Source organism: Hydrogenophaga sp. (genome assembly GCF_036675665.1).
Lineage (GTDB): Bacteria > Pseudomonadota > Gammaproteobacteria > Burkholderiales > Burkholderiaceae_C > Hydrogenophaga.
On the sequence record NZ_JAKFEO010000036.1, the window covers coordinates 135405 to 153187 of the forward strand.

Consider the following 17783-nt stretch of genomic DNA (forward strand, 5'->3'; position numbering starts at 1 on the left):
GGGCTGATCCGCTATCTGCGTTCCAGGTCCGGATCGGGCGCGGTCATCGTGTTGACCACCCGCAAGTCCGGGTCGAACACCACGGTGAACACCATGGAGTCCGACCGACTGGCGCCGTCGAGGTAGCGCCAGTCGTAGTGCGTCTCACGCTTGAGCGCATAGGTGGTGATCTTCATCGGCTTGCCCAGCATGCGACGCACCTCTTCCATCGCCATGCCGGGCAACACCCGTGCGAAGTTGCGTTCGGTGAGCACCTGACGCAGCGCGGCCATGCGGCCATCGGGGCCGATGGTGATCATGTAGTTCACATGGCCGGCGGGCTGGCGGTTGTATTCGTAGATCTGCGCGCCTTCCTCGCCTTCCCACACCGCCTCGGGTGCGCCAAAGCGCTCTCGCACATCGGCTTCGGTGGACACGCCCTCTTCAAGTTCACTGATGTTCTTCACGTCGCATCCCGCCAGCAACGAGGCCAGCGCCAGCAGGGTGATCAGGAATCCTTGGCGAACGGCATCGGACAAACCACGCATGCGGACAACCTCTTCAAGGGTGAAAAATTCAGTGTAAACCCGCAGTGTTTGAGGCCCTGCCTGTCAGCTTCGCAGGCCGTTGCCAAAGGTAACATGCCCCATGTTTCAAGGAATGCCGCCCCTCGCCCCGTTCCGTCCGCGTCTGATCCAGGACCTCAAGGGCTACAACCGGGACAAGCTGGCGCGCGACATGGGGGCTGGCGCCACGGTCGGCATCGTGGCGCTGCCGCTGGCCATGGCCTTCGCGATTGCCAGCGGCCTGCAGCCCGAGGCCGGGCTGTGGACGGCCATCATCGCGGGCTTCCTGATCTCGGCGCTGGGCGGCACCTCGGTGCAGATCGGGGGACCGGCGGGCGCCTTCATCGTCATCGTCTACGGCATCGTCGAGCGCTACGGCGTGGCCAACCTGCTGATCTCCACCGCGAGCGCCGGCGTGCTGCTCTTCCTCATGGGTCTGTTCCGCCTGGGCACGCTGGTGCGCTATGTGCCGGTGACGGTGGTGATCGGCTTCACCAACGGGATCGCGGTGCTCATCGCCCTGTCGCAGGTGCGTGATCTGCTGGGGCTGGACATCGAGAAGATGCCGGCGAGCTTCTTCGGCCAGATCGGCGCCATCACCGACCACATCCACAGCCTCAACCCCTTCGCACTCGGGCTCGGTGGCCTGTGCGTGCTGGGTCTCGTGGTGTGGCCGCGGTTGTGGGCGGTCGACTCGCAGTTCCGCCGCCAACTCGAATCCATCGAGACGGTGAGTGCGCTCAAGGCCACGTCGCGCATCCCCGGCCCGGTGGTCGCGCTGATCACGCTCTCACTGCTGGCCTGGCTGCTCAGCCTGCCGGTGGAGACGGTGGGCACCCGCTTTGGCGGCATCCCGCAGGGTGTGCCCAACTTCGAGCTGCCGGACTTTTCCTGGGAAACCGTGCGCCTGCTGGTCACGCCCACGCTCACCATCGCGCTGTTGGGCGCCATCGAATCGCTGCTGTGCGCGCGCGTGGCCGACCAACTGGGCGACGCGCCCAAGCACGATCCCAACCAGGAACTCATGGCCCAGGGCATTGCCAACACGGTGGTGCCCTTCTTTGGCGGCATGCCGGCCACCGGCACGATCGCGCGCACGGTGACCAACATCCGGTCGGGCGCCGCCTCGCCGGTGGCGGGCATGGTGCATGCCCTCACGCTGGCCGCGGTGGTGCTGCTGGCCGCGCCGCTGGCGTACCACATTCCGCTGTCCGTGCTGGCCGGCGTGCTGCTGTTCGTGGCCTGGAACATGGGCGAATGGCGCGAGTTCGCGCGGCTCAAGCACTTCAGCAACCACTACCGGTTGATGATGCTCTCCACCTTCTTCGTCACCATCGTCTTTGACCTTACTGTGGCGGTCGAGCTCGGGCTGGTGCTCGCGGTGGTGCTGTTCGTGCGGCGCCAGAGCGAGATCTTCCGTGCCGAACCGGTGGCGCGCACGGAACACCAGGCGACCTACAAGCTCTACGGTTCGCTCTTCTTTGGCGCCGTGGCCAAGATCGATCCCATCGTGGCCGAGGTCGAGCGCACAACCATGCCGCTGAATGTGATGCTGGACGCCAGCCACATGATCTCGCTGGACACCACCGGCCTGGACGCGCTGGAGCAACTGCACAAGGCGGTGCACAAGCGCGGCGGGCATCTGGGCATGGTGGGGCTGCACCCCCAGCCGCGCTCCCTGATCGAGCGTTCCGGCTTTGCAACGCGACTCAATACTTGCGAGTGACCTGCGGGCAACCCGAGCAGCCCCAGACCGGTAAAATCGCGCCTTTCCTCCCGCACCAGGCCCCGACCACCATGTCCTTCTTCGCCCGCCCGCACTACAAGTCCGACGCCACGCTGTTCATCGAGAAGCTCAAGGCCGACAAGCCGGGGCTGGAGCAGTCGCAGCGTCTGGGCCGCTCGCTGCTGTGGGACAAGCAGATCGACCGCAGCTTCCAGGCCGAAGCCGAGACGGCCCGCGTGCCTCAGCAGCCCTACGTCTACCAGACCGGCTCCGATCACAGCTGATCCGACGGCTCCCCCCTCACCACGACATGGGCAACGAGGTCCACACGCTCGACGAGGCGCCCCAGGGCCTCGACGCGGTGCTGCCCACCGTGGTCGACCACGTGGCGCTGGCGCGGCTGTATGGCGAACCGCTGTTCGCCATGCCGCGCGACCTCTACATCCCGCCGGACGCACTGCAGATTTTCCTGGAAGCCTTTGAAGGCCCGCTGGACCTGCTGCTCTACCTGATCCGCAAGCAGAACTTCAACATCCTCGACATCCCGATGGCGGCGGTGACCCGCCAGTACCTCACCTATGTGGATGAGATCCGCGCCAACAACCTGGAGCTGGCGGCCGAATACCTGCTGATGGCGGCCATGCTGATCGAGATCAAATCGCGCATGCTGCTCCCGCCCAAGAAGACGGCCGAGGGCGAAGAGCCGGAAGACCCGCGCGCCGAACTGGTGCGACGCCTGCTTGAATACGAGCAGATGAAGCTGGCCGCCCAGCGCCTGGCCGATGCCCCGCAATACGGCCGCGATTTCCTGCGCGCCCAGGTCTACGTGGAGCAGGCGTTGGCGCCACGTTTTCCCGATGTGAGCGCCATCGACCTGCAAAGCGCCTGGCGCGACATCCTCAAGCGCGCCAAGCTCGTGCAGCACCACAAGATCAGCCGCGAAGAGCTCTCGGTGCGCGAGCACATGAGCATCGTGCTGCGCCGCCTGCAGGGCCGCAAGTTCGTCGAGTTCGGCGAACTGTTCGACCCCACGAAGGGCTCGCCGGTGCTGGTCGTCACCTTCATCGCGATGCTCGAACTGGCCAAAGAGACACTCATCGAGTTGACCCAGGCCGAGGCCTTTGCACCGATCTATGTCCGCTTGGCCTACACGCCCAGCTAGATCTTTTCATCCATGACCGACTCTCACCGCTTCGACGTCCTCATCATCGGCAGCGGCCTGGCCGGCTTGACCGCGGCACTGCACCTGTCCACCACCCACCGCGTGGCCGTGGTGACCAAACGCGCCCTGCTCGACGGCTCCAGCAACTGGGCACAAGGCGGCATTGCCGCCGTGCTGGCCGAGGGTGACAGCGTCGCGTCTCACGTGGACGACACGCTGGTCGCCGGTGCGGGCCTGTGCGATCTTGAAGCCACGCAATTCACGGTGGAGAACGCGCCCGCGGCCATCGCCTGGCTGCGGGAACTCGGTGTGCCCTTCTCGCTGGAAGCGGGCGAGCTGCACCTCACGCGCGAGGGCGGCCACAGCCACCGCCGCATCGTGCACGCGGCCGACGCCACGGGCGCTGCGGTGCAGGCCACGCTGATCGAGCGCGTGCGCGCCACGCCCGCCATCCAGGTGTTCGAGCACCACATGCTGGTGGACCTGGTCACCGACCGCAAGCTGGGCGGCCACGATCCGGCACGCCACGCGGCAGAGCGCTGCTTCGGCGCCTACGTGCTCGACACTGTGCGTGACGAGGTGGTCACCTTCAGCGCCACCCACACCGTGCTGGCCACGGGCGGCGCGGGCAAGGTCTACCTCTACACCACCAACCCCGACACCGCCACCGGCGACGGCATCGCCGCGGGCTGGCGCGCGGGCTGCCAGGTGGGCAACATGGAGTTCATCCAGTTCCATCCGACCTGCCTGTACCACCCGCACGCCAAGAGCTTCCTGATCACCGAGGCGGTGCGTGGTGAAGGCGGCCTGCTCAAGCTGCCGCCGCACCTGGGCAGCCACCGCTTCATGCCCGACCACGACCCGCGCGCAGAACTTGCACCGCGCGACGTGGTGGCGCGCGCGATCGACTTCGAGATGAAAAAGCACGGCCTGGACTGCGTGCACCTGGACATCTCGCACCAGCCGCCCGAGTTCCTGCGTGAGCACTTTCCCAACGTCCTCGCGCGCTGCGCCGAGCTGGGCATCGACATCACCAAGGAACCCATTCCCGTGGTGCCGGCCGCGCACTACACCTGCGGCGGTCTGGTGACCGACCTGGGTGGCCGCACCGACATCGCCGGTCTTTACGCTGTGGGCGAAACCACCTGCACCGGCCTGCACGGCGCCAACCGCCTGGCGAGCAACTCGCTGGTGGAGTGCATGGTGTTTGCGCAAGGCGCGGTGAATGCGATTCGCTCGGCAGCCGACGCCGGCACGCCAGCCATGCCACAGTGGGACGACAGCCGCGTGACCGACGCCGACGAGCAGGTGGTGATCTCGCACAACTGGGACGAGTTGCGCCGCTTCATGTGGGACTACGTGGGTATCGTGCGCACCAACAAGCGACTGGAGCGCGCCGCGCACCGCATCTCGCTGCTGCAGGCCGAAATCCACGAGTTCTATTCGCAGTTCCACGTCACGCGCGACCTGCTGGAGCTGCGCAACCTGGTGCAGGTGGCCGACCTGATCGTGATGTCGGCCATGCTGCGGCATGAGAGCCGGGGCCTGCACTTCAGCCGGGACTATCCGGAACTGCTGCCGGTCGCCAAACCGACCATCCTCGTACCGCCAGCTCGCTGAGGCGATTCAGGCCGCGCCGATATTCGGCACCAGCGCGCCAGGATTTTGACCACTGCGCTGCGCACCAGTAAATGCCAGCATGCGGTCGATCGGGAGTCGCGCGCGTGGAATCAACGCCGGGTCGACGTGGATTTCGTTCAGGCCCTTTTCCAGAATCCGAGCGACACCCGCCAGGCCGTTCATCGCCATCCAGGGGCAATGCGCGCAACTCTTGCAGGTGGCGCTGTTGCCGGCCGTGGGCGCTTCGATGAACACCTTGCCCGGGTTCTGCTGGCGCAGCATGTGCATCATCCCGTTGTCGGTGGCGACGATGAATTCGGGCGCGTCCATCTCGCGCGCCGCTTTCAGGATGGCCGAGGTGGAACCCACCGAGTCGGCCAGCGCGATCACGTCGGCCGGGCTCTCCGGGTGCACCAGCACCCTGGCTTGCGGATGCTCCTTCATCAGCGCCTGCAGCTCGAAGGCCTTGAACTCGTCGTGCACGATGCAGGCGCCGCCCCACATCACCATGTCGGCGCCGGTCTCGCGCTGTATGTAACCACCCAGGTGTTTGTCAGGCGCCCACAGGATCTTGTGGCCCTTGTCCTTCAAGGCGCCCACGATGTCGAGCGCGCAGCTGGAGGTGACCAACCAGTCGGAACGCGCCTTCACCGCCGCGCTGGTGTTGGCGTACACCACCACCGTGCGGTCCGGGTGGGCGTCGCAGAACGCGCTGAATTCGTCGATCGGGCAGCCCAGGTCGAGCGAGCAGTTGGCGTCGAGGTCGGGCATGAGCACGGTCTTCTCCGGGCTCAGGATCTTGGCGGTCTCACCCATGAAGCGCACGCCCGAGACGATCAAGGTCTGCGCCGCGTGGTCGCGCCCGAAGCGCGCCATCTCCAGCGAATCGCTCACGATGCCCCCGGTCTCGATGGCCAGGTCCTGCAAGTCCGGGTGCACGTAGTAGTGCGACACCATCACCGCGTTGCGCTCCTTCAGCAGGCGGCGGATCTTGTCCTTCAGTTCGGCGCGCTGCTTGGGACCCGGCTCCACCGGCACGCGCGCCCAGGCGTGCTGCGTGGGACAGGCGGGTTGTTCGTATTCGACGTCGATGACGCTGGCTTCGGTGTTCATGGTTGGTCTTTCGCGAGGCGTCAAAGCGCCTCGAATCGCATGGAGAAATCGACCGCTTTCACGTCCTTGGTGAGGGCACCGATGGAGATGCGGTCCACCCCGGTTTCTGCCAGTGCGCGCACGGTCTGCAGGTTCACACCCCCAGAGATTTCCAGCACCGCACGGCCCGCGTTGCGCCGCACCGCCTCCTCCAAGGTGGGGATGTCCATGTTGTCCAGCAAGACCATGGTGGCGCCGCTGGCGAGGGCCTCGTCGAGCTGGGCCAGGGTTTCCACCTCGATTTCCACAAATCTCGCCTGGGGCGTGGTCTCGCGCACGCGTTGCAGCACCTGCGCCACGCCGCCGGCCGCGGCGATGTGGTTTTCCTTGATCAGCACCGCGTCATACAGGCCGATGCGGTGGTTCACACCCCCACCGGTCTTCACCGCGTATTTCTGCGCAAGCCGCAGCCCCGGCAAGGTCTTGCGCGTGTCCACGATCTGCGCGCGCGTGCCCGCCACCGCCTCCACAAACACCGCGGTCTTGGTGGCCACGGCCGAGAGCAGTTGCAGAAAGTTGAGTGCCGTGCGCTCGGCGGTGAGCAGCGCCCGGGCCTCGCCCTCGATGGTGAGCACCGTCTGGTCGACCGCACAGCGCTGGCCTTCGCTCACATGCCAGGTCAGCCGGGCCTGCGGATCGAGTGCCTGCACGGTCGCCTCCACCCATGGCGTGCCGCAGATCACCGCGGACTCTCGCGCCAGAATGCGTGCACGCGCAGATTGGGTGGCATCCACCAGCGCGGCGGTCAGATCGCCCGCGCCCACGTCCTCCGCCAAGGCCAGCGCAACATCGCAACTGGCCACTTTGTGCAGGTCAACAAGGGTGAATTCTGAGAGGTGTTTCATGGGTCGCAAGCATACCGGGATGGTCTATAGTCCCGCATTCTCACCCACCCCTGAAACACGCGGGAACCACGAATGAGCACCCCCACCCCGACTGCGCCCATGGCCACGCCTTACGGCACGCTGCCCACAGCCTCGCCTCTGCCCCAGCGCAAGCCGGTGAGCCTGCCGCGCCTGAACGAGTTGCGCGAGCGTGGCGAGAAGATCACCATGCTCACCGCCTACGACGCAACCTTCGCCGCCGTGGCCGACGCGGCCGGTGTGGAGTGCATCCTGGTGGGCGACTCGTTGGGCATGGTCTGCCAGGGCCTCGCCAGCACCGCGGGCGTGACGCTGGAGACCATGGCCTACCACGTGGAAAGCGTGGCGCGCGGCCTGCGCCGCGTGCAGGGCACGGCCTGGCTGCTCGGCGACCTGCCCTTCGGCAGCTACCACGAATCAAAAGAACAAGCCATGCGCAGCGCGGCGCAACTGGTGCACGCCGGCGCGCACATGATCAAGCTCGAAGGCGGCGGCTGGACCGCCGAGACCGTGCGCTTCCTGGTCGAGCGCGGCATCCCGGTCTGCGCGCACCTGGGCCTGACTCCGCAGACGGTGCACGCGCTGGGCGGTTACCGCGTGCAAGGTCGCGGAGACGCCGCCGCACTCGTGCTCAAGCGCCATGCGCTCGAACTCCAGGACGCAGGCGCCACCATGGTCGTGCTGGAGATGGTGCCCGCGGCCCTGTCCGCCGAAATCACGCGGCAACTCCCGAGCTGTCACACCATCGGCATCGGCGCGGGCAAGGACACCGCCGGTCAGGTGCTGGTGATGCACGACATGCTGGGCGTCAATCTGGGCAAGAACCCGAAGTTCGTGCGCAACTTCATGGAAGGCGCCGGCAGCGTGCGCGACGCCATGGCCGCCTACGTGCGCGCGGTCAAGGACGGCAGCTTTCCCGACGACAGTCTGCACGCCTGGTAGCACTGGATCACCCCCGCAGCGCCTGCGGCGCTACCCCCTCGAGGGGGCGGCGCTGGCGGCCCGGCAAAGCCGGTTCCGCGGCGCCCCTTGAAAAGACACTTCTCGCTCATGAAAATCGTCCACACCCTCGAAGACCTGCGCGCCACGTTGCGGCCGTTCAACAGCCCCTCGCTGGTCCCCACCATGGGCAACCTGCACGCGGGCCATCTCGATCTGGTGCGCGTAGCCAAGCCGCTGGGCGACGTGACCGTGGCCAGCATCTTCGTCAATCGCCTGCAGTTCGCGCCCCATGAGGATTTCGACACCTATCCCCGCACCTTGCAGGCCGATTGCGACAAGCTCGCTGCGGAGGGTTGCGACGTGGTGTTTGCGCCGTCTGAAAAAGAGATGTACCCCGAGCCTCAGGGCTTCAAGGTGCAACCGCCCACCGAGCTGGCCGACATCCTCGAAGGCCACTTTCGCCCCGGGTTTTTCACGGGGGTGTGCACCGTCGTGATGAAGCTGTTCCAGAGCGTTTTTTCCGAGGCCAAGGGCCCGCGCCACGCGGTTTTCGGCCAAAAGGACTATCAGCAGCAACTGGTGATTCGCAGCATGGTGAGGCAGTTTGCGCTGCCCATCACCATCGTCAGCGGCGACACCCGGCGTGCACCCGACGGCCTGGCTCTGAGCTCGCGCAATGGCTATCTGAGCGAAAGCGAGCGCACCGAGGCCGTGCAACTCTCGCTGGCGTTGCGCGAGCTGGGCCGCGATGCGCTGGCCGCCGCCGACGGTCTGGCGCGGCACCTGCCCGCGCTGGAGGCGCGCGCCATGGCAGACCTGGCTGCGCGCGGCTGGCAACCCGACTACCTCACGGTGCGCCGCCGGGCTGACCTGCAAGCGCCGCAAGCGGGTGATCCACTGGTGGTGCTGGGCGCTGCTCGCTTGGGCAACACCCGGCTCATCGACAACTTTGAAATCTGACGTCGAAAGGCCTTGCCATGCTCCAGCTGCGTCCCAACTGCGAATGCTGCAACCGCGACCTGCCCAACGAATCGCTGGACGCACGCATCTGCACTTTCGAGTGCACGTTCTGCAATGACTGCGCTGAATCGAAGCTGAACAACACCTGCCCGAACTGCAGCGGCGAGCTGGTGCGCCGCCCGCGCCGGCCAGCGGCGGCACTGGCACGCAACCCGGCATCGACCGAGCGGGTGTTCAACCCGGCAGGTTGCGCCGCACCTTGAACCGGCGTCGGACAAAGGGCTTTGCCCGGTCCATCAGCGCAGTTCGTCCTTGGGGTCGCGGCCCATGAGCATGGCCACAGCCTGCGCTGGCAGCAGGTCGCCGTCCAGCAAGGCCACCACCGCATCGGTGATGGGCATGTCCACACCGAGCGCGCGCGCGCGCTGGGCCACGGTGCGCGCGCTGTAAACGCCCTCTGCCACATGGCCCAGTGAATCCACCGCCTGCTGCAGATTCATGCCCTGCGCGAGCAGTTGGCCCACCTTGCGGTTGCGTGAGAGATCGCCGGTGGCGGTGAGCACCAGATCTCCCAGGCCCGAGAGCCCCATGAAGGTCTCGGCCCTGGCGCCCAGGGCCAGCCCCAGGCGCGTCATTTCGGTCAAGCCACGGGTGATGAGCGCCGCGCGCGCGTTGAGCCCCAGGCCCAGGCCGTCGCACAGGCCGGTGGCGATCGCCAGCACGTTCTTCACCGCGCCGCCCACTTCCACACCCACGATGTCGTCGTTCGCGTACACGCGCAGGGTGGGGCTGTGAAAAGCGGCCACGAGCACGTCGCGCACGCTGGCGTGTTCGCTGGCTGCCACCAGGGCGGTGGGTTGTCCTCGCGCCACTTCCAGGGCAAAGCTTGGGCCACTCAACACCCCCGCCAGCAGTTGGGGTGCCACCTGGGCGCGCACCTCGTGACCCATCAAACCGTTGGAATGAGCGGCATCCAGCGGAGCTTCGAAGCCTTTGCACAACCACGCCACCGGAGCGCGCTGGCTGGCCAGCAGCGTCAGCATGGCACGAAGGCCGGCCATGGGCGTTCCGACGATCACGAGGTCGGCACCTGCCAGCGCGGGTGCGCCACCGTGCAGCGGGCCCGTGGCGATCCGCACCGCCTCCGGCACCGACACCCCGCTCAGGTAGCGGCGATTTTCTCGGTGCTGTTTCAGGTCGGCGGCTTGCTGCGCGTCTCGCGCCCAGAGCGTGACGCGCCGCCCCGCATCCCCTGGCGAAGCCGCGCTGATGGCCAGTGCAGTGCCCCAGGCGCCCGCTCCGAGCACGACGATGTTCATCGGGCCGGTGCCGGGCAAGGCCTTATTGCGTGACGATGCGGGGAGCGTCGGCGGCGGCCTGCGCCTGCTGCTGCTCGTACATGGCCTGGAAGTTGATCTCGGCCAGATGCACGGGCGGGAAACCACCGCGCTGGATGATGTCCGCCACGTTGCTGCGCAGGTAGGGGTAGACGATCTGCGGGCAGGCGATGCCCATGATCGGACCCATCTGCTCCTGTGGCAGGTTGCGGATTTCGAAGATGCCGGCCTGCTTGGCCTCAACCAGGAACACGGTGCGATCCTTGATCTTGGTCGTCACAGTCGCGGTCACGCAGACCTCGAACACACCGTCGGCCGCCGGGCTGGCTTCCACGCCGAGCTGGATGTCCACCGTGGGCTGCTCCTGCTCGAGCAGGATGGCAGGCGAATTGGGTTGCTCAAGCGACGCTTCCTTGAGGTAGACGCGCTGGATCTGGAAAGTGGGTTCCTGGTTTTCTGCCATGGTGATGTCTCGAAGAATGCGTTGAAAAAACAAACCCGCCGGGGGAGCGTTCCCGCGGCGGGCACTGGGCGAATTATGTCAGCCCGGCATGGCGACTCGATGACTCAGGCTTGCAGCATGGGCACCAGCCCACCACGCCCATCGAGAGCGTGCAGGTCGTCGCAACCGCCCACGTGCTGCTCGCCAATGAAAATCTGCGGCACGCTGGTGCGGCCGGTGATGGCTCTCATCTGCGCGCGCAACTCCGGCTGCCCGTCGACGAAAACTTCTTCCAGATCGGCCACACCATGCCTTTGCAACAGAGCCTTGGCGGCGCTGCAATAGGGGCAATAGGCGCTGGTGAACATCTTGACTTTGGCCATGCGAACTTTCCTGTCGGTGCGAAAACGAAGCCCAAATGATCAGGCTTTTTGCACCGGCAGGCTGGCTGCGCGCCAGGCGCCCATGCCGCCCGTCAGGGATTGCGCATTCTCATAGCCCAGCTTCTTGGCCACGGCCACTGCCCGGTTGGCCTTGGACCCGTTGGGGCAGACCAGGATCAGGTGCATGGCCTTGTTCTTGACGGTGCCGGGCAGCTTGGCCTCCAGCTCCGACAGGGGCACGTTCTTGGCACCGATCACGTGGCCAGCAGCGAATTCGGCGGGCTCGCTCACATCCACCACCACCGCCTTGTCGCGGTTCATGAGCTGCACGGCCTCCACCGTGGTGAGCGAGCCGGCACGCGCGCCCGCAGAAACCATGGGCCACAACAGCATGGCACCCGACGAGAACGCCACGGCCAGCAAAATCCAGTTATCGATGAAGAAACTCACGAGGACACCTTTCGAGTAAGCCCGCGATTTTAGAATGGCGGGCTGCACTGTGCCAAAGTGATCCACGGTGCAGCCGTATTTCACGGCTCCCTTGCCCCCAACGCCACCTCTTCCCCATGCACAAACTCGTCCTGATTCGCCATGGCGAATCCACCTGGAACCTGGAAAACCGCTTCACCGGCTGGACCGATGTCGACCTCACCCCCACCGGTCTGGAGCAAGCCAAAGCCGCTGGTCGGTTGCTCAAGGCCGAGGGTTACGACTTCGACCTGGCCTATACCAGCGTGCTCAAGCGCGCCACCCGCACCCTGTGGCACGTGCTCGACGAGATGGACCGCACCTGGCTGCCAGTGGTGCACAGCTGGCGCCTCAATGAACGCCACTACGGCGCCCTGCAGGGGCTGAACAAGGCCGACATGGCCAAGCAGTACGGTGATGAACAGGTGCTGGTCTGGCGCCGCAGCTACGACACGCCGCCGCCGGCGCTGGAGCCAGGCGATCCGCGCAGCGAACGCGGCGACCGCCGCTACGCCCGCCTCAATCCCCAGGACATCCCCCTCACCGAGTGCCTCAAGGACACCGTGGCGCGTGTGCTGCCGTTCTGGAACGAAGCCATGGCACCCGCGATCAAGTCCGGCAAACGCGTGGTGGTGGCCGCCCATGGCAACAGCATCCGCGCGCTGGTGAAGTACCTCGACGGCATTGGCGACGACGACATCGTGGGCGTCAACATCCCCAACGGCATCCCGCTGGTCTACGAACTCGACGCCGACCTCAAACCGATCAAAAGCTACTACCTGGGCGACGCCGAGGCGGCAGCCCAGGCGGCCGCTGCGGTGGCGGCACAAGGCAAGGCCTGACAACCGGCGATCGGGACAGCCCGGGCATCGGGCCGGGCATTGGGGAACCGAACCGATTCTCCATGCTCATAGGTGTATATTGATCCGCCGTCGGGTCAAGTGGTCCGACATGGGCGTCATTACTGAGGTAATTCAATGGCAAAACAGGTGAGTCACAAGCTGAAAATTGCAGGCTGGGTGGCCATTGGTGCGGTCGCGGGCGCGCTGACCACGGTCCAGTTGCAGGCGGTTGCCCGCGGCACGCTGGCGCCGCTGCCGCTCGAAGAGCTGCAGCAGCTCGCCGCGGTTTTCGGCATGGTCAAGACCGACTATGTGGAGCCGGTGGACGAGAAGAAGCTGATTTCCGAGGCGATCACCGGCATGGTGGCGAGCCTGGACCCGCATTCCCAGTACTTCGACAAGAAGTCGTTCAAGGAATTCCGCGAAGGCACCAGCGGCCGTTTCGTGGGTGTGGGCATCGAGATCACCATGGAAGACGGTCTGGTGAAGGTGGTCTCCCCCATCGAAGATTCGCCCGCCTTCCGTGCTGGTCTCAAGACCAACGACCTGATCACCAAGATCGACGACACCAACGTCAAAGGCCTGTCGATCAACGAGGCGGTCAAGCTCATGCGCGGTGAGCCCAGGACCAAGGTATTGCTGACCATCTTCCGCAAGGACGAGGACCGCACCTTCCCGGTGACCATCACCCGCGAAGAGATCAAGACCCAGAGCGTGAAGTCGCGCGTGGTGGAGCCGGGCTACGCCTGGGTTCGTGTGTCGCAGTTTCAGGAACGCACCATCGAAGACTTCGCCCGCAAGGTGGAAGACCTGTACAAGACCGAGCCCAACCTCAAGGGTCTGGTGCTGGACCTGCGCAACGACCCCGGTGGTCTGCTCGATGCCGCCGTGGCGCTGTCGGCCGCCTTCCTGCCTGAAAACGTGACCGTGGTCTCCACCAACGGCCAGCTTGAAGACAGCAAGTTCATCTACAAGGCCATTCCGCAGCACTACCTGCGTCGCGGCGGCAACGACCCCATCAAGCGCCTGACCGACAACACCAAAGGCGCCTTGAAGCGCGTGCCCCTGGTGGTGATCGTCAACGAGGGCTCGGCGTCGGCCAGCGAGATCGTGGCCGGCGCCCTGCAGGACCACAAGCGCGGCACCATCATTGGCAGCCAGACCTTTGGCAAGGGTTCGGTGCAGACCGTGCGCCCGCTCGGTCCGGACACCGGTCTGAAGCTGACCACGGCGCGCTACTACACGCCGATGGGCACCTCCATCCAGGGCAAGGGCATCGTGCCCGACGTGCTGGTGGACGAAACGCTGGAAGGCAACGTGTTCGCCGCGCTGCGCACTCGAGAAGCCGATCTGGCGAACAGCCTGACCAACGGCAAGGACCCCAAGGCCGCGGCGGTACCGATGACAGACGCCATGCGTGCGGCCGAGCAGCAGCGCAGTGAAGACCGCGAGTTGGCGCGCAAGCGACTCGAAGAGGAAGCCCGAAAGAATCCGGGCCAGCGTCTCGTGCCTGAGTTCGGCACCGACAAAGATTTCCAGCTCATGCAGGCGATCAACCAGCTCAAGGGTCGCCCGGTCATGGTGAGCAAGAGCCAGACGGTGCGCACCGAAGAGAAAAAAGAAAACTGAGGACACAGCGGGCTGACAGCCCGCTGTGACGCTTTTGGACGACGCACAGCTTCTGCGCTATTCGCGCCACATCCTGCTCAACGAACTTGGCGTCGAGGGCCAGGAAGCCTTGCTGGCTTCCCACGCGCTCATCATCGGCGCGGGTGGCCTGGGGTCGCCTGTCGCGCTGTACCTGGGCAGCGCTGGCGTGGGCCGCATCACGGTGGTGGACCACGACGTGGTCGACGAGACCAACCTGCAGCGCCAGATTGCACACAACCTGGCGCGCGTGGGCCGCCCCAAGGCCGAGTCCATCGTGGAAGCCATCGCCGCCATCAACCCCGACGTGCGGGTCACGCCCATCGTGCAGCGGGCCGACGAGGCCTTGCTGAGCGAACTGATCGCCCAAGCCGACGTGGTACTCGATTGCACAGACAACTTCGCCACGCGTCACGCCATCAACCGCGCGTGCGTGAAACACCGCAAGCCGCTGGTTTCGGGCGCAGCGATCCGCATGGACGGGCAACTCAGCGTGTTCGACGCGCGCAGCCCGGACAACCCCTGCTACGCATGCGTATTTCCCGAGTCGGCTGACTTGGAGGAAACCCGCTGCGCGACCATGGGCGTGTTCGCGCCGCTGGTGGGCATCGTGGGCACCATGCAGGCGGCCGAGGCGCTGAAACTGCTCACCGGCCTGGGCTCTCGCCTCACCGGCAAACTGCTCATGCTCGACGGGCGCGACCTTGCTTTCACCCAAATCACATTGCCACAGAACCCGCAGTGCGCGGTGTGCGGCCGCCCTCACTGATTCAGCCGCGCGATGGCATCGGGCACGGCCCGTGGCGCTTGCGGAAATCACGCGGCAACTCGGGTGCAGCCTCTGCGAACAGGCCCCGGCCACGCTCTTTTGCCGCGGCCTCTTCGGCAGAAAACGGCCCCAGGCTGCGCCGCCAGCGATACGACCAAGCCTGACCATTGCCCACCAACCAGGCGGCGACATCGTCGCCCTGGTGCACGATGCGTGCAATGCCCCGACCATAGTCGTCCTGGCTGCGCACACGCACCTCGACAACCTGGTTCAGGACGCGTCTGGCCAGCACTTCGCGCGACGCTTCTCCGCCACGCTGGCAGATTTCGGGGGCGTCGACGCCATCGAGGCGCAGCTTGCGGTAACGCCCACCCTGCAGCGGCTTGACCCAGAGCGTGTCGCCGTCAAACACGCGGCTGACGCGCGCGCTGTACACCTCGTCCGGCCGCTCCTGCGCCTGGGCCATGCCGCCAAACACGCAAGCGCCAGCGAGCGCAAACCGGCACATCCCGCGCAATGTCATGCGACAAACCGGCACAGCATGGACGACGACGAACCGGATGCGAAGTGCCTCAGCCCTTTTTGCCACCCATGACAAGCAGCAAACCACCGATGACGATGGCGCCAACGCCGGCCCACACCGGCACGTTGACGGTTTCTTTTTCTTTCACCGTCAGTTCCAGAGGGCCGAGCTTCACGGCCTCGGTTTCCTTGGTGTAGCTGAAGCTGCCGTACACCAGGGCGATGGCGCCCGCCGCGATGAGAAGGATGCCGATCAGTTTGGTTGAGTTCATGATTGTTCCGTTCTTTGATGTCTGCGCTTGCGTCGACGATCCAGGAGCGGCCTCGACGAAGCGCTGAAGCGATGATGCATCAATTGCAAGCGAGACTGCCGGGCGACTCGCCGCGCCGCAAGGCGCGCGCGCAAGACGCTGTCACGGCTCAGGCCGGATCTCGGTAACGCGCAGCGGAGATGAACTGGTCAAAGGTCTCGCACCACACGATGACGCTGCTGTAGCGCGAAGGGTCGGTGCCGGTGGGCAAGGCCACGATGAAGTTGTCGAAGGTCTTCACGTCGCCCACGCGCAGCATGGTCGCCTTGAGCCGCTTGAAATCGGCCTCGGTCTCCACGAACTCGGGCGACAGGTAAAGCTTGTAGTCGGGCCCAGGCGCGAGGCGTCCGGTGAAGGTGATCTGCCGAGGGCTCACGGTCACCGTGCCCTCGCCCCAGTGCAGGGCATCACTGTCCTTCAAGTCGCGGCGGAACTCACCGCTGTACGTGCTACCCGCGGCAGCTTGAGCCACCTGCCGGGCGCTGGGTCCGTCCGGTGCGATCAGGATGGGCAGTGCATAGATGCCTGCGGCGAAGCCCACGAGCAAGACCAGCGCGTGCGACGCAATGAGCATCAGCATGCGACGGCGAAAAGCGGGGCGGGCGGTGTCGGACATGGAAGGACTCCTTCAACGAGACCCTGGTTCGTCTGGCGACGGGCGAAAGCCTTACAGCCGACGGGCCGCTTTCAGGACGGCAACAAGGCGTCCAGGCGCCTCAGCCCGGCCACGGTCTGCAGACAGGCCTGTGCGGCCTCGGTGCCCTTCACGGCGAAGTGGCGCATGAAGTATTTGCGATGCTCGACGTGTTCGTGGAAATGGTGCGGCGCCTGCACCGCCGAAATCACGGGCACGCCGGTGTCCAGCTGCACGTCCATCAGCGCCTGCACCACGGTCTGCGCCACGAAATCATGGCGGTAGGTGCCGCCGTCCACCACCAGCGCGCTGCCCACCACCGCGGCGTAGCGACCCGAACGGGCCAGACGCTGCGCATGCAGCGGGATTTCAAACGCGCCGGGCACATCGAACACGTCGATGGCATCGGCCTGAAAACCACCGCGCGCCATTTCTTCAAAAAACGCATCACGGGCCTGGTGCACGATGTCGGCGTGCCACGAGGCTTCGACGAAAGCAAAACGCAGGCCGGCGGGCAGTTCGGGCAGCGTGGGGAGTTCGGTCGGGGTGGTGGTCATGGTGTGGAATGTGGCAAAGGGCTCGCGGCCATTGTAGGTATCGTGGGGTGTCAGGCGGTCACGATCCAGCCTTCCAGCGGATCGAATTCTGGCAAGCCCCAGCGCGGGTGGCCCGCAGCGTGCTGCGCTTGCGCCCAGGCGGCTTGCAGCAGGCAGAGCACGGCGTCCAGACTGTCGCCGCTGGCATCGTCGGCCAATTGATCGCGCTGGGCGTGCGTGAGCTTCAGGCGCAGGCCACCAGCCAGCAGCAGCGGTGCCTGGCCGTTTTCCAGCGCGTTGATCAGCGTCTTGCGGGCGATCAGCCGATCAGGTGTCTGCTTGGCCTTGTCATCACTCTTGTACGACGTGGCACCGAGCACGCTGCGCGCCAGCAGGCCGGGGTAGGCCTCCAGGCCCACACGCGAGCCATCGCCCGGCTGCAGACCCGGCAAGGTGAGGCCTGCCGCCATGAGACGCGGCACGCCCGCATGCAGCATGAAGGCCACCGGCGGATTGACCCACTTCATGCTGGGGCTCGAACCCGCCGGGCCGTCGGTGGTACGGTGGGCAAACTTGCCCCCCACCGGACGTGCGTTGCAAAACCCGGCAAACGACTCGCGAATGGATTCCCGGCTGAGGCCGCCGTAGTGCGCCATGCAGGCGGCCCAGTCGGTGGGCCAGCCCAAGGCGGTCACCAGCTCACGCGGCAAGCCAAAGGGCAGGTCAAAGCCGCCCACCCAGGTGCCGGGTGCCGACATGCGCGCCAACCAGGCATCGAGCGTCTCGAAGCGCTCAATGCCATTCAAGACCACGCGGTTGCGCTCCGTCCGGCCGACCGCCAGAACGATCGGTTTGCGTCGGCTCGGCGCGCTGGTGAAATCGCAGCCCAACAAGACTGGCGAAGGTGAAGTCGTCATGCCGC

At 65.9% G+C, this 17783-nt stretch carries 22 protein-coding genes; 10 read left to right on the plus strand and 12 right to left on the minus strand.

From position 1 onward, the window contains the following. Positions 1 to 11: 11 nt before the first annotated feature. A complete protein-coding gene (locus V6M63_RS14335) occupies positions 12 to 527 on the minus strand; it encodes an outer membrane protein assembly factor BamE (RefSeq protein WP_332742874.1) in 516 nt (171 codons plus the stop codon). Positions 528 to 639: 112 nt separating this feature from the next. Between V6M63_RS14335 and V6M63_RS14340 the strand changes: the two genes are divergently transcribed. From V6M63_RS14340 to nadB, 4 genes are all read left to right on the plus strand, one after another. Beyond that, positions 640 to 2271 carry a SulP family inorganic anion transporter gene (locus V6M63_RS14340; RefSeq protein WP_332742875.1) on the plus strand — a complete coding sequence of 544 codons (1632 nt, stop codon included), beginning with the start codon at positions 640 to 642 and terminating at the stop codon, positions 2269 to 2271. Between the two features lie 71 nt (positions 2272 to 2342). Beyond that, positions 2343 to 2555, plus strand: coding sequence for a DUF3460 family protein (locus V6M63_RS14345; RefSeq protein WP_332742876.1), 213 nt, complete (start codon positions 2343 to 2345; stop codon positions 2553 to 2555). Between the two features lie 26 nt (positions 2556 to 2581). Then, positions 2582 to 3433: a segregation and condensation protein A gene (locus V6M63_RS14350; protein ID WP_332742877.1), complete on the plus strand. Its 852-nt coding sequence runs from the start codon at positions 2582 to 2584 to the stop codon at positions 3431 to 3433. A gap of 12 nt (positions 3434 to 3445) precedes the next feature. After that, the gene (gene nadB, locus V6M63_RS14355) at positions 3446 to 5053 is read left to right on the plus strand and encodes an L-aspartate oxidase (RefSeq protein WP_332742878.1); all 1608 of its coding nucleotides are present in this window, start codon (positions 3446 to 3448) and stop codon (positions 5051 to 5053) included. Between the two features lie 6 nt (positions 5054 to 5059). Here nadB and nadA read toward each other — a convergent pair whose 3' ends face one another. Together nadA and nadC are read right to left on the minus strand one after the other, a co-directional pair. Then, positions 5060 to 6166: a quinolinate synthase NadA gene (nadA, locus tag V6M63_RS14360; protein WP_332742880.1), complete on the minus strand. Its 1107-nt coding sequence runs from the start codon at positions 6164 to 6166 to the stop codon at positions 5060 to 5062. A 20-nt stretch (positions 6167 to 6186) separates the two neighbouring features. Further along, positions 6187 to 7050, minus strand: coding sequence for a carboxylating nicotinate-nucleotide diphosphorylase (gene nadC / locus V6M63_RS14365; RefSeq protein WP_332742882.1), 864 nt, complete (start codon positions 7048 to 7050; stop codon positions 6187 to 6189). 72 nt (positions 7051 to 7122) lie between these two features. Here nadC and panB point away from each other — a divergent pair, with 72 nt between their 5' ends. The 3 genes from panB to V6M63_RS14380 all read left to right on the plus strand — a co-directional run bounded on the left by panB (position 7123) and on the right by V6M63_RS14380 (position 9233). After that, complete coding sequence (panB, locus tag V6M63_RS14370) at positions 7123 to 8010, plus strand: 3-methyl-2-oxobutanoate hydroxymethyltransferase (RefSeq protein ID WP_332742884.1); 888 nt, start codon at positions 7123 to 7125, stop codon at positions 8008 to 8010. A gap of 108 nt (positions 8011 to 8118) precedes the next feature. Continuing rightward, on the plus strand, positions 8119 to 8970 hold the full coding sequence (panC, locus tag V6M63_RS14375; protein WP_332742885.1) for a pantoate--beta-alanine ligase: 852 nt from the start codon (positions 8119 to 8121) through the stop codon (positions 8968 to 8970). A 17-nt stretch (positions 8971 to 8987) separates the two neighbouring features. After that, positions 8988 to 9233 (plus strand): DUF1272 domain-containing protein, encoded by a 246-nt coding sequence (locus V6M63_RS14380; protein WP_332742886.1) that lies wholly within the window; start codon positions 8988 to 8990, stop codon positions 9231 to 9233. 33 nt (positions 9234 to 9266) lie between these two features. On the opposite strand, the gene V6M63_RS14385 is transcribed toward V6M63_RS14380, so the two are convergent. The 4 genes from V6M63_RS14385 to V6M63_RS14400 form a co-directional block, all read right to left on the minus strand. Next, positions 9267 to 10289: an NAD(P)H-dependent glycerol-3-phosphate dehydrogenase gene (locus V6M63_RS14385; RefSeq protein ID WP_332742982.1), complete on the minus strand. Its 1023-nt coding sequence runs from the start codon at positions 10287 to 10289 to the stop codon at positions 9267 to 9269. A 22-nt stretch (positions 10290 to 10311) separates the two neighbouring features. After that, complete coding sequence (gene secB, locus V6M63_RS14390) at positions 10312 to 10770, minus strand: protein-export chaperone SecB (RefSeq protein WP_056272968.1); 459 nt, start codon at positions 10768 to 10770, stop codon at positions 10312 to 10314. A gap of 104 nt (positions 10771 to 10874) precedes the next feature. Further along, positions 10875 to 11132, minus strand: a complete 258-nt coding sequence (gene grxC / locus V6M63_RS14395) for a glutaredoxin 3 (RefSeq protein ID WP_332742888.1) — start codon at positions 11130 to 11132, stop codon at positions 10875 to 10877. A gap of 39 nt (positions 11133 to 11171) precedes the next feature. Next, positions 11172 to 11582, minus strand: a complete 411-nt coding sequence (locus V6M63_RS14400) for a rhodanese-like domain-containing protein (RefSeq protein WP_332742890.1) — start codon at positions 11580 to 11582, stop codon at positions 11172 to 11174. Between the two features lie 116 nt (positions 11583 to 11698). Between V6M63_RS14400 and gpmA the strand changes: the two genes are divergently transcribed. The 3 genes from gpmA (at position 11699) to V6M63_RS14415 (ending at position 14858) form a co-directional block, all read left to right on the plus strand. Beyond that, positions 11699 to 12442: a 2,3-diphosphoglycerate-dependent phosphoglycerate mutase gene (gene gpmA, locus V6M63_RS14405; RefSeq protein ID WP_332742892.1), complete on the plus strand. Its 744-nt coding sequence runs from the start codon at positions 11699 to 11701 to the stop codon at positions 12440 to 12442. Positions 12443 to 12589: 147 nt separating this feature from the next. Then, a complete protein-coding gene (locus tag V6M63_RS14410; RefSeq protein WP_332742984.1) occupies positions 12590 to 14071 on the plus strand; it encodes a S41 family peptidase in 1482 nt (493 codons plus the stop codon). Positions 14072 to 14105: 34 nt separating this feature from the next. Further along, a complete protein-coding gene (locus V6M63_RS14415; RefSeq protein ID WP_332742985.1) occupies positions 14106 to 14858 on the plus strand; it encodes a HesA/MoeB/ThiF family protein in 753 nt (250 codons plus the stop codon). A gap of 1 nt (position 14859) precedes the next feature. Here V6M63_RS14415 and V6M63_RS14420 read toward each other — a convergent pair whose 3' ends face one another. The 5 genes from V6M63_RS14420 to V6M63_RS14440 all read right to left on the minus strand — a co-directional run bounded on the left by V6M63_RS14420 (position 14860) and on the right by V6M63_RS14440 (position 17778). After that, positions 14860 to 15381 carry a thermonuclease family protein gene (locus V6M63_RS14420; protein WP_332742894.1) on the minus strand — a complete coding sequence of 174 codons (522 nt, stop codon included), beginning with the start codon at positions 15379 to 15381 and terminating at the stop codon, positions 14860 to 14862. Between the two features lie 49 nt (positions 15382 to 15430). Further along, positions 15431 to 15652: a hypothetical protein gene (locus V6M63_RS14425; protein WP_056272989.1), complete on the minus strand. Its 222-nt coding sequence runs from the start codon at positions 15650 to 15652 to the stop codon at positions 15431 to 15433. Between the two features lie 148 nt (positions 15653 to 15800). Then, complete coding sequence (locus V6M63_RS14430) at positions 15801 to 16307, minus strand: DM13 domain-containing protein (protein ID WP_332742897.1); 507 nt, start codon at positions 16305 to 16307, stop codon at positions 15801 to 15803. 71 nt (positions 16308 to 16378) lie between these two features. Then, positions 16379 to 16882 carry a 6,7-dimethyl-8-ribityllumazine synthase gene (locus V6M63_RS14435; protein WP_332742899.1) on the minus strand — a complete coding sequence of 168 codons (504 nt, stop codon included), beginning with the start codon at positions 16880 to 16882 and terminating at the stop codon, positions 16379 to 16381. Positions 16883 to 16932: 50 nt separating this feature from the next. Then, on the minus strand, positions 16933 to 17778 hold the full coding sequence (locus tag V6M63_RS14440) for a DUF429 domain-containing protein (protein WP_332742901.1): 846 nt from the start codon (positions 17776 to 17778) through the stop codon (positions 16933 to 16935). Between the last annotated feature and the right edge of the window lie 5 nt (positions 17779 to 17783).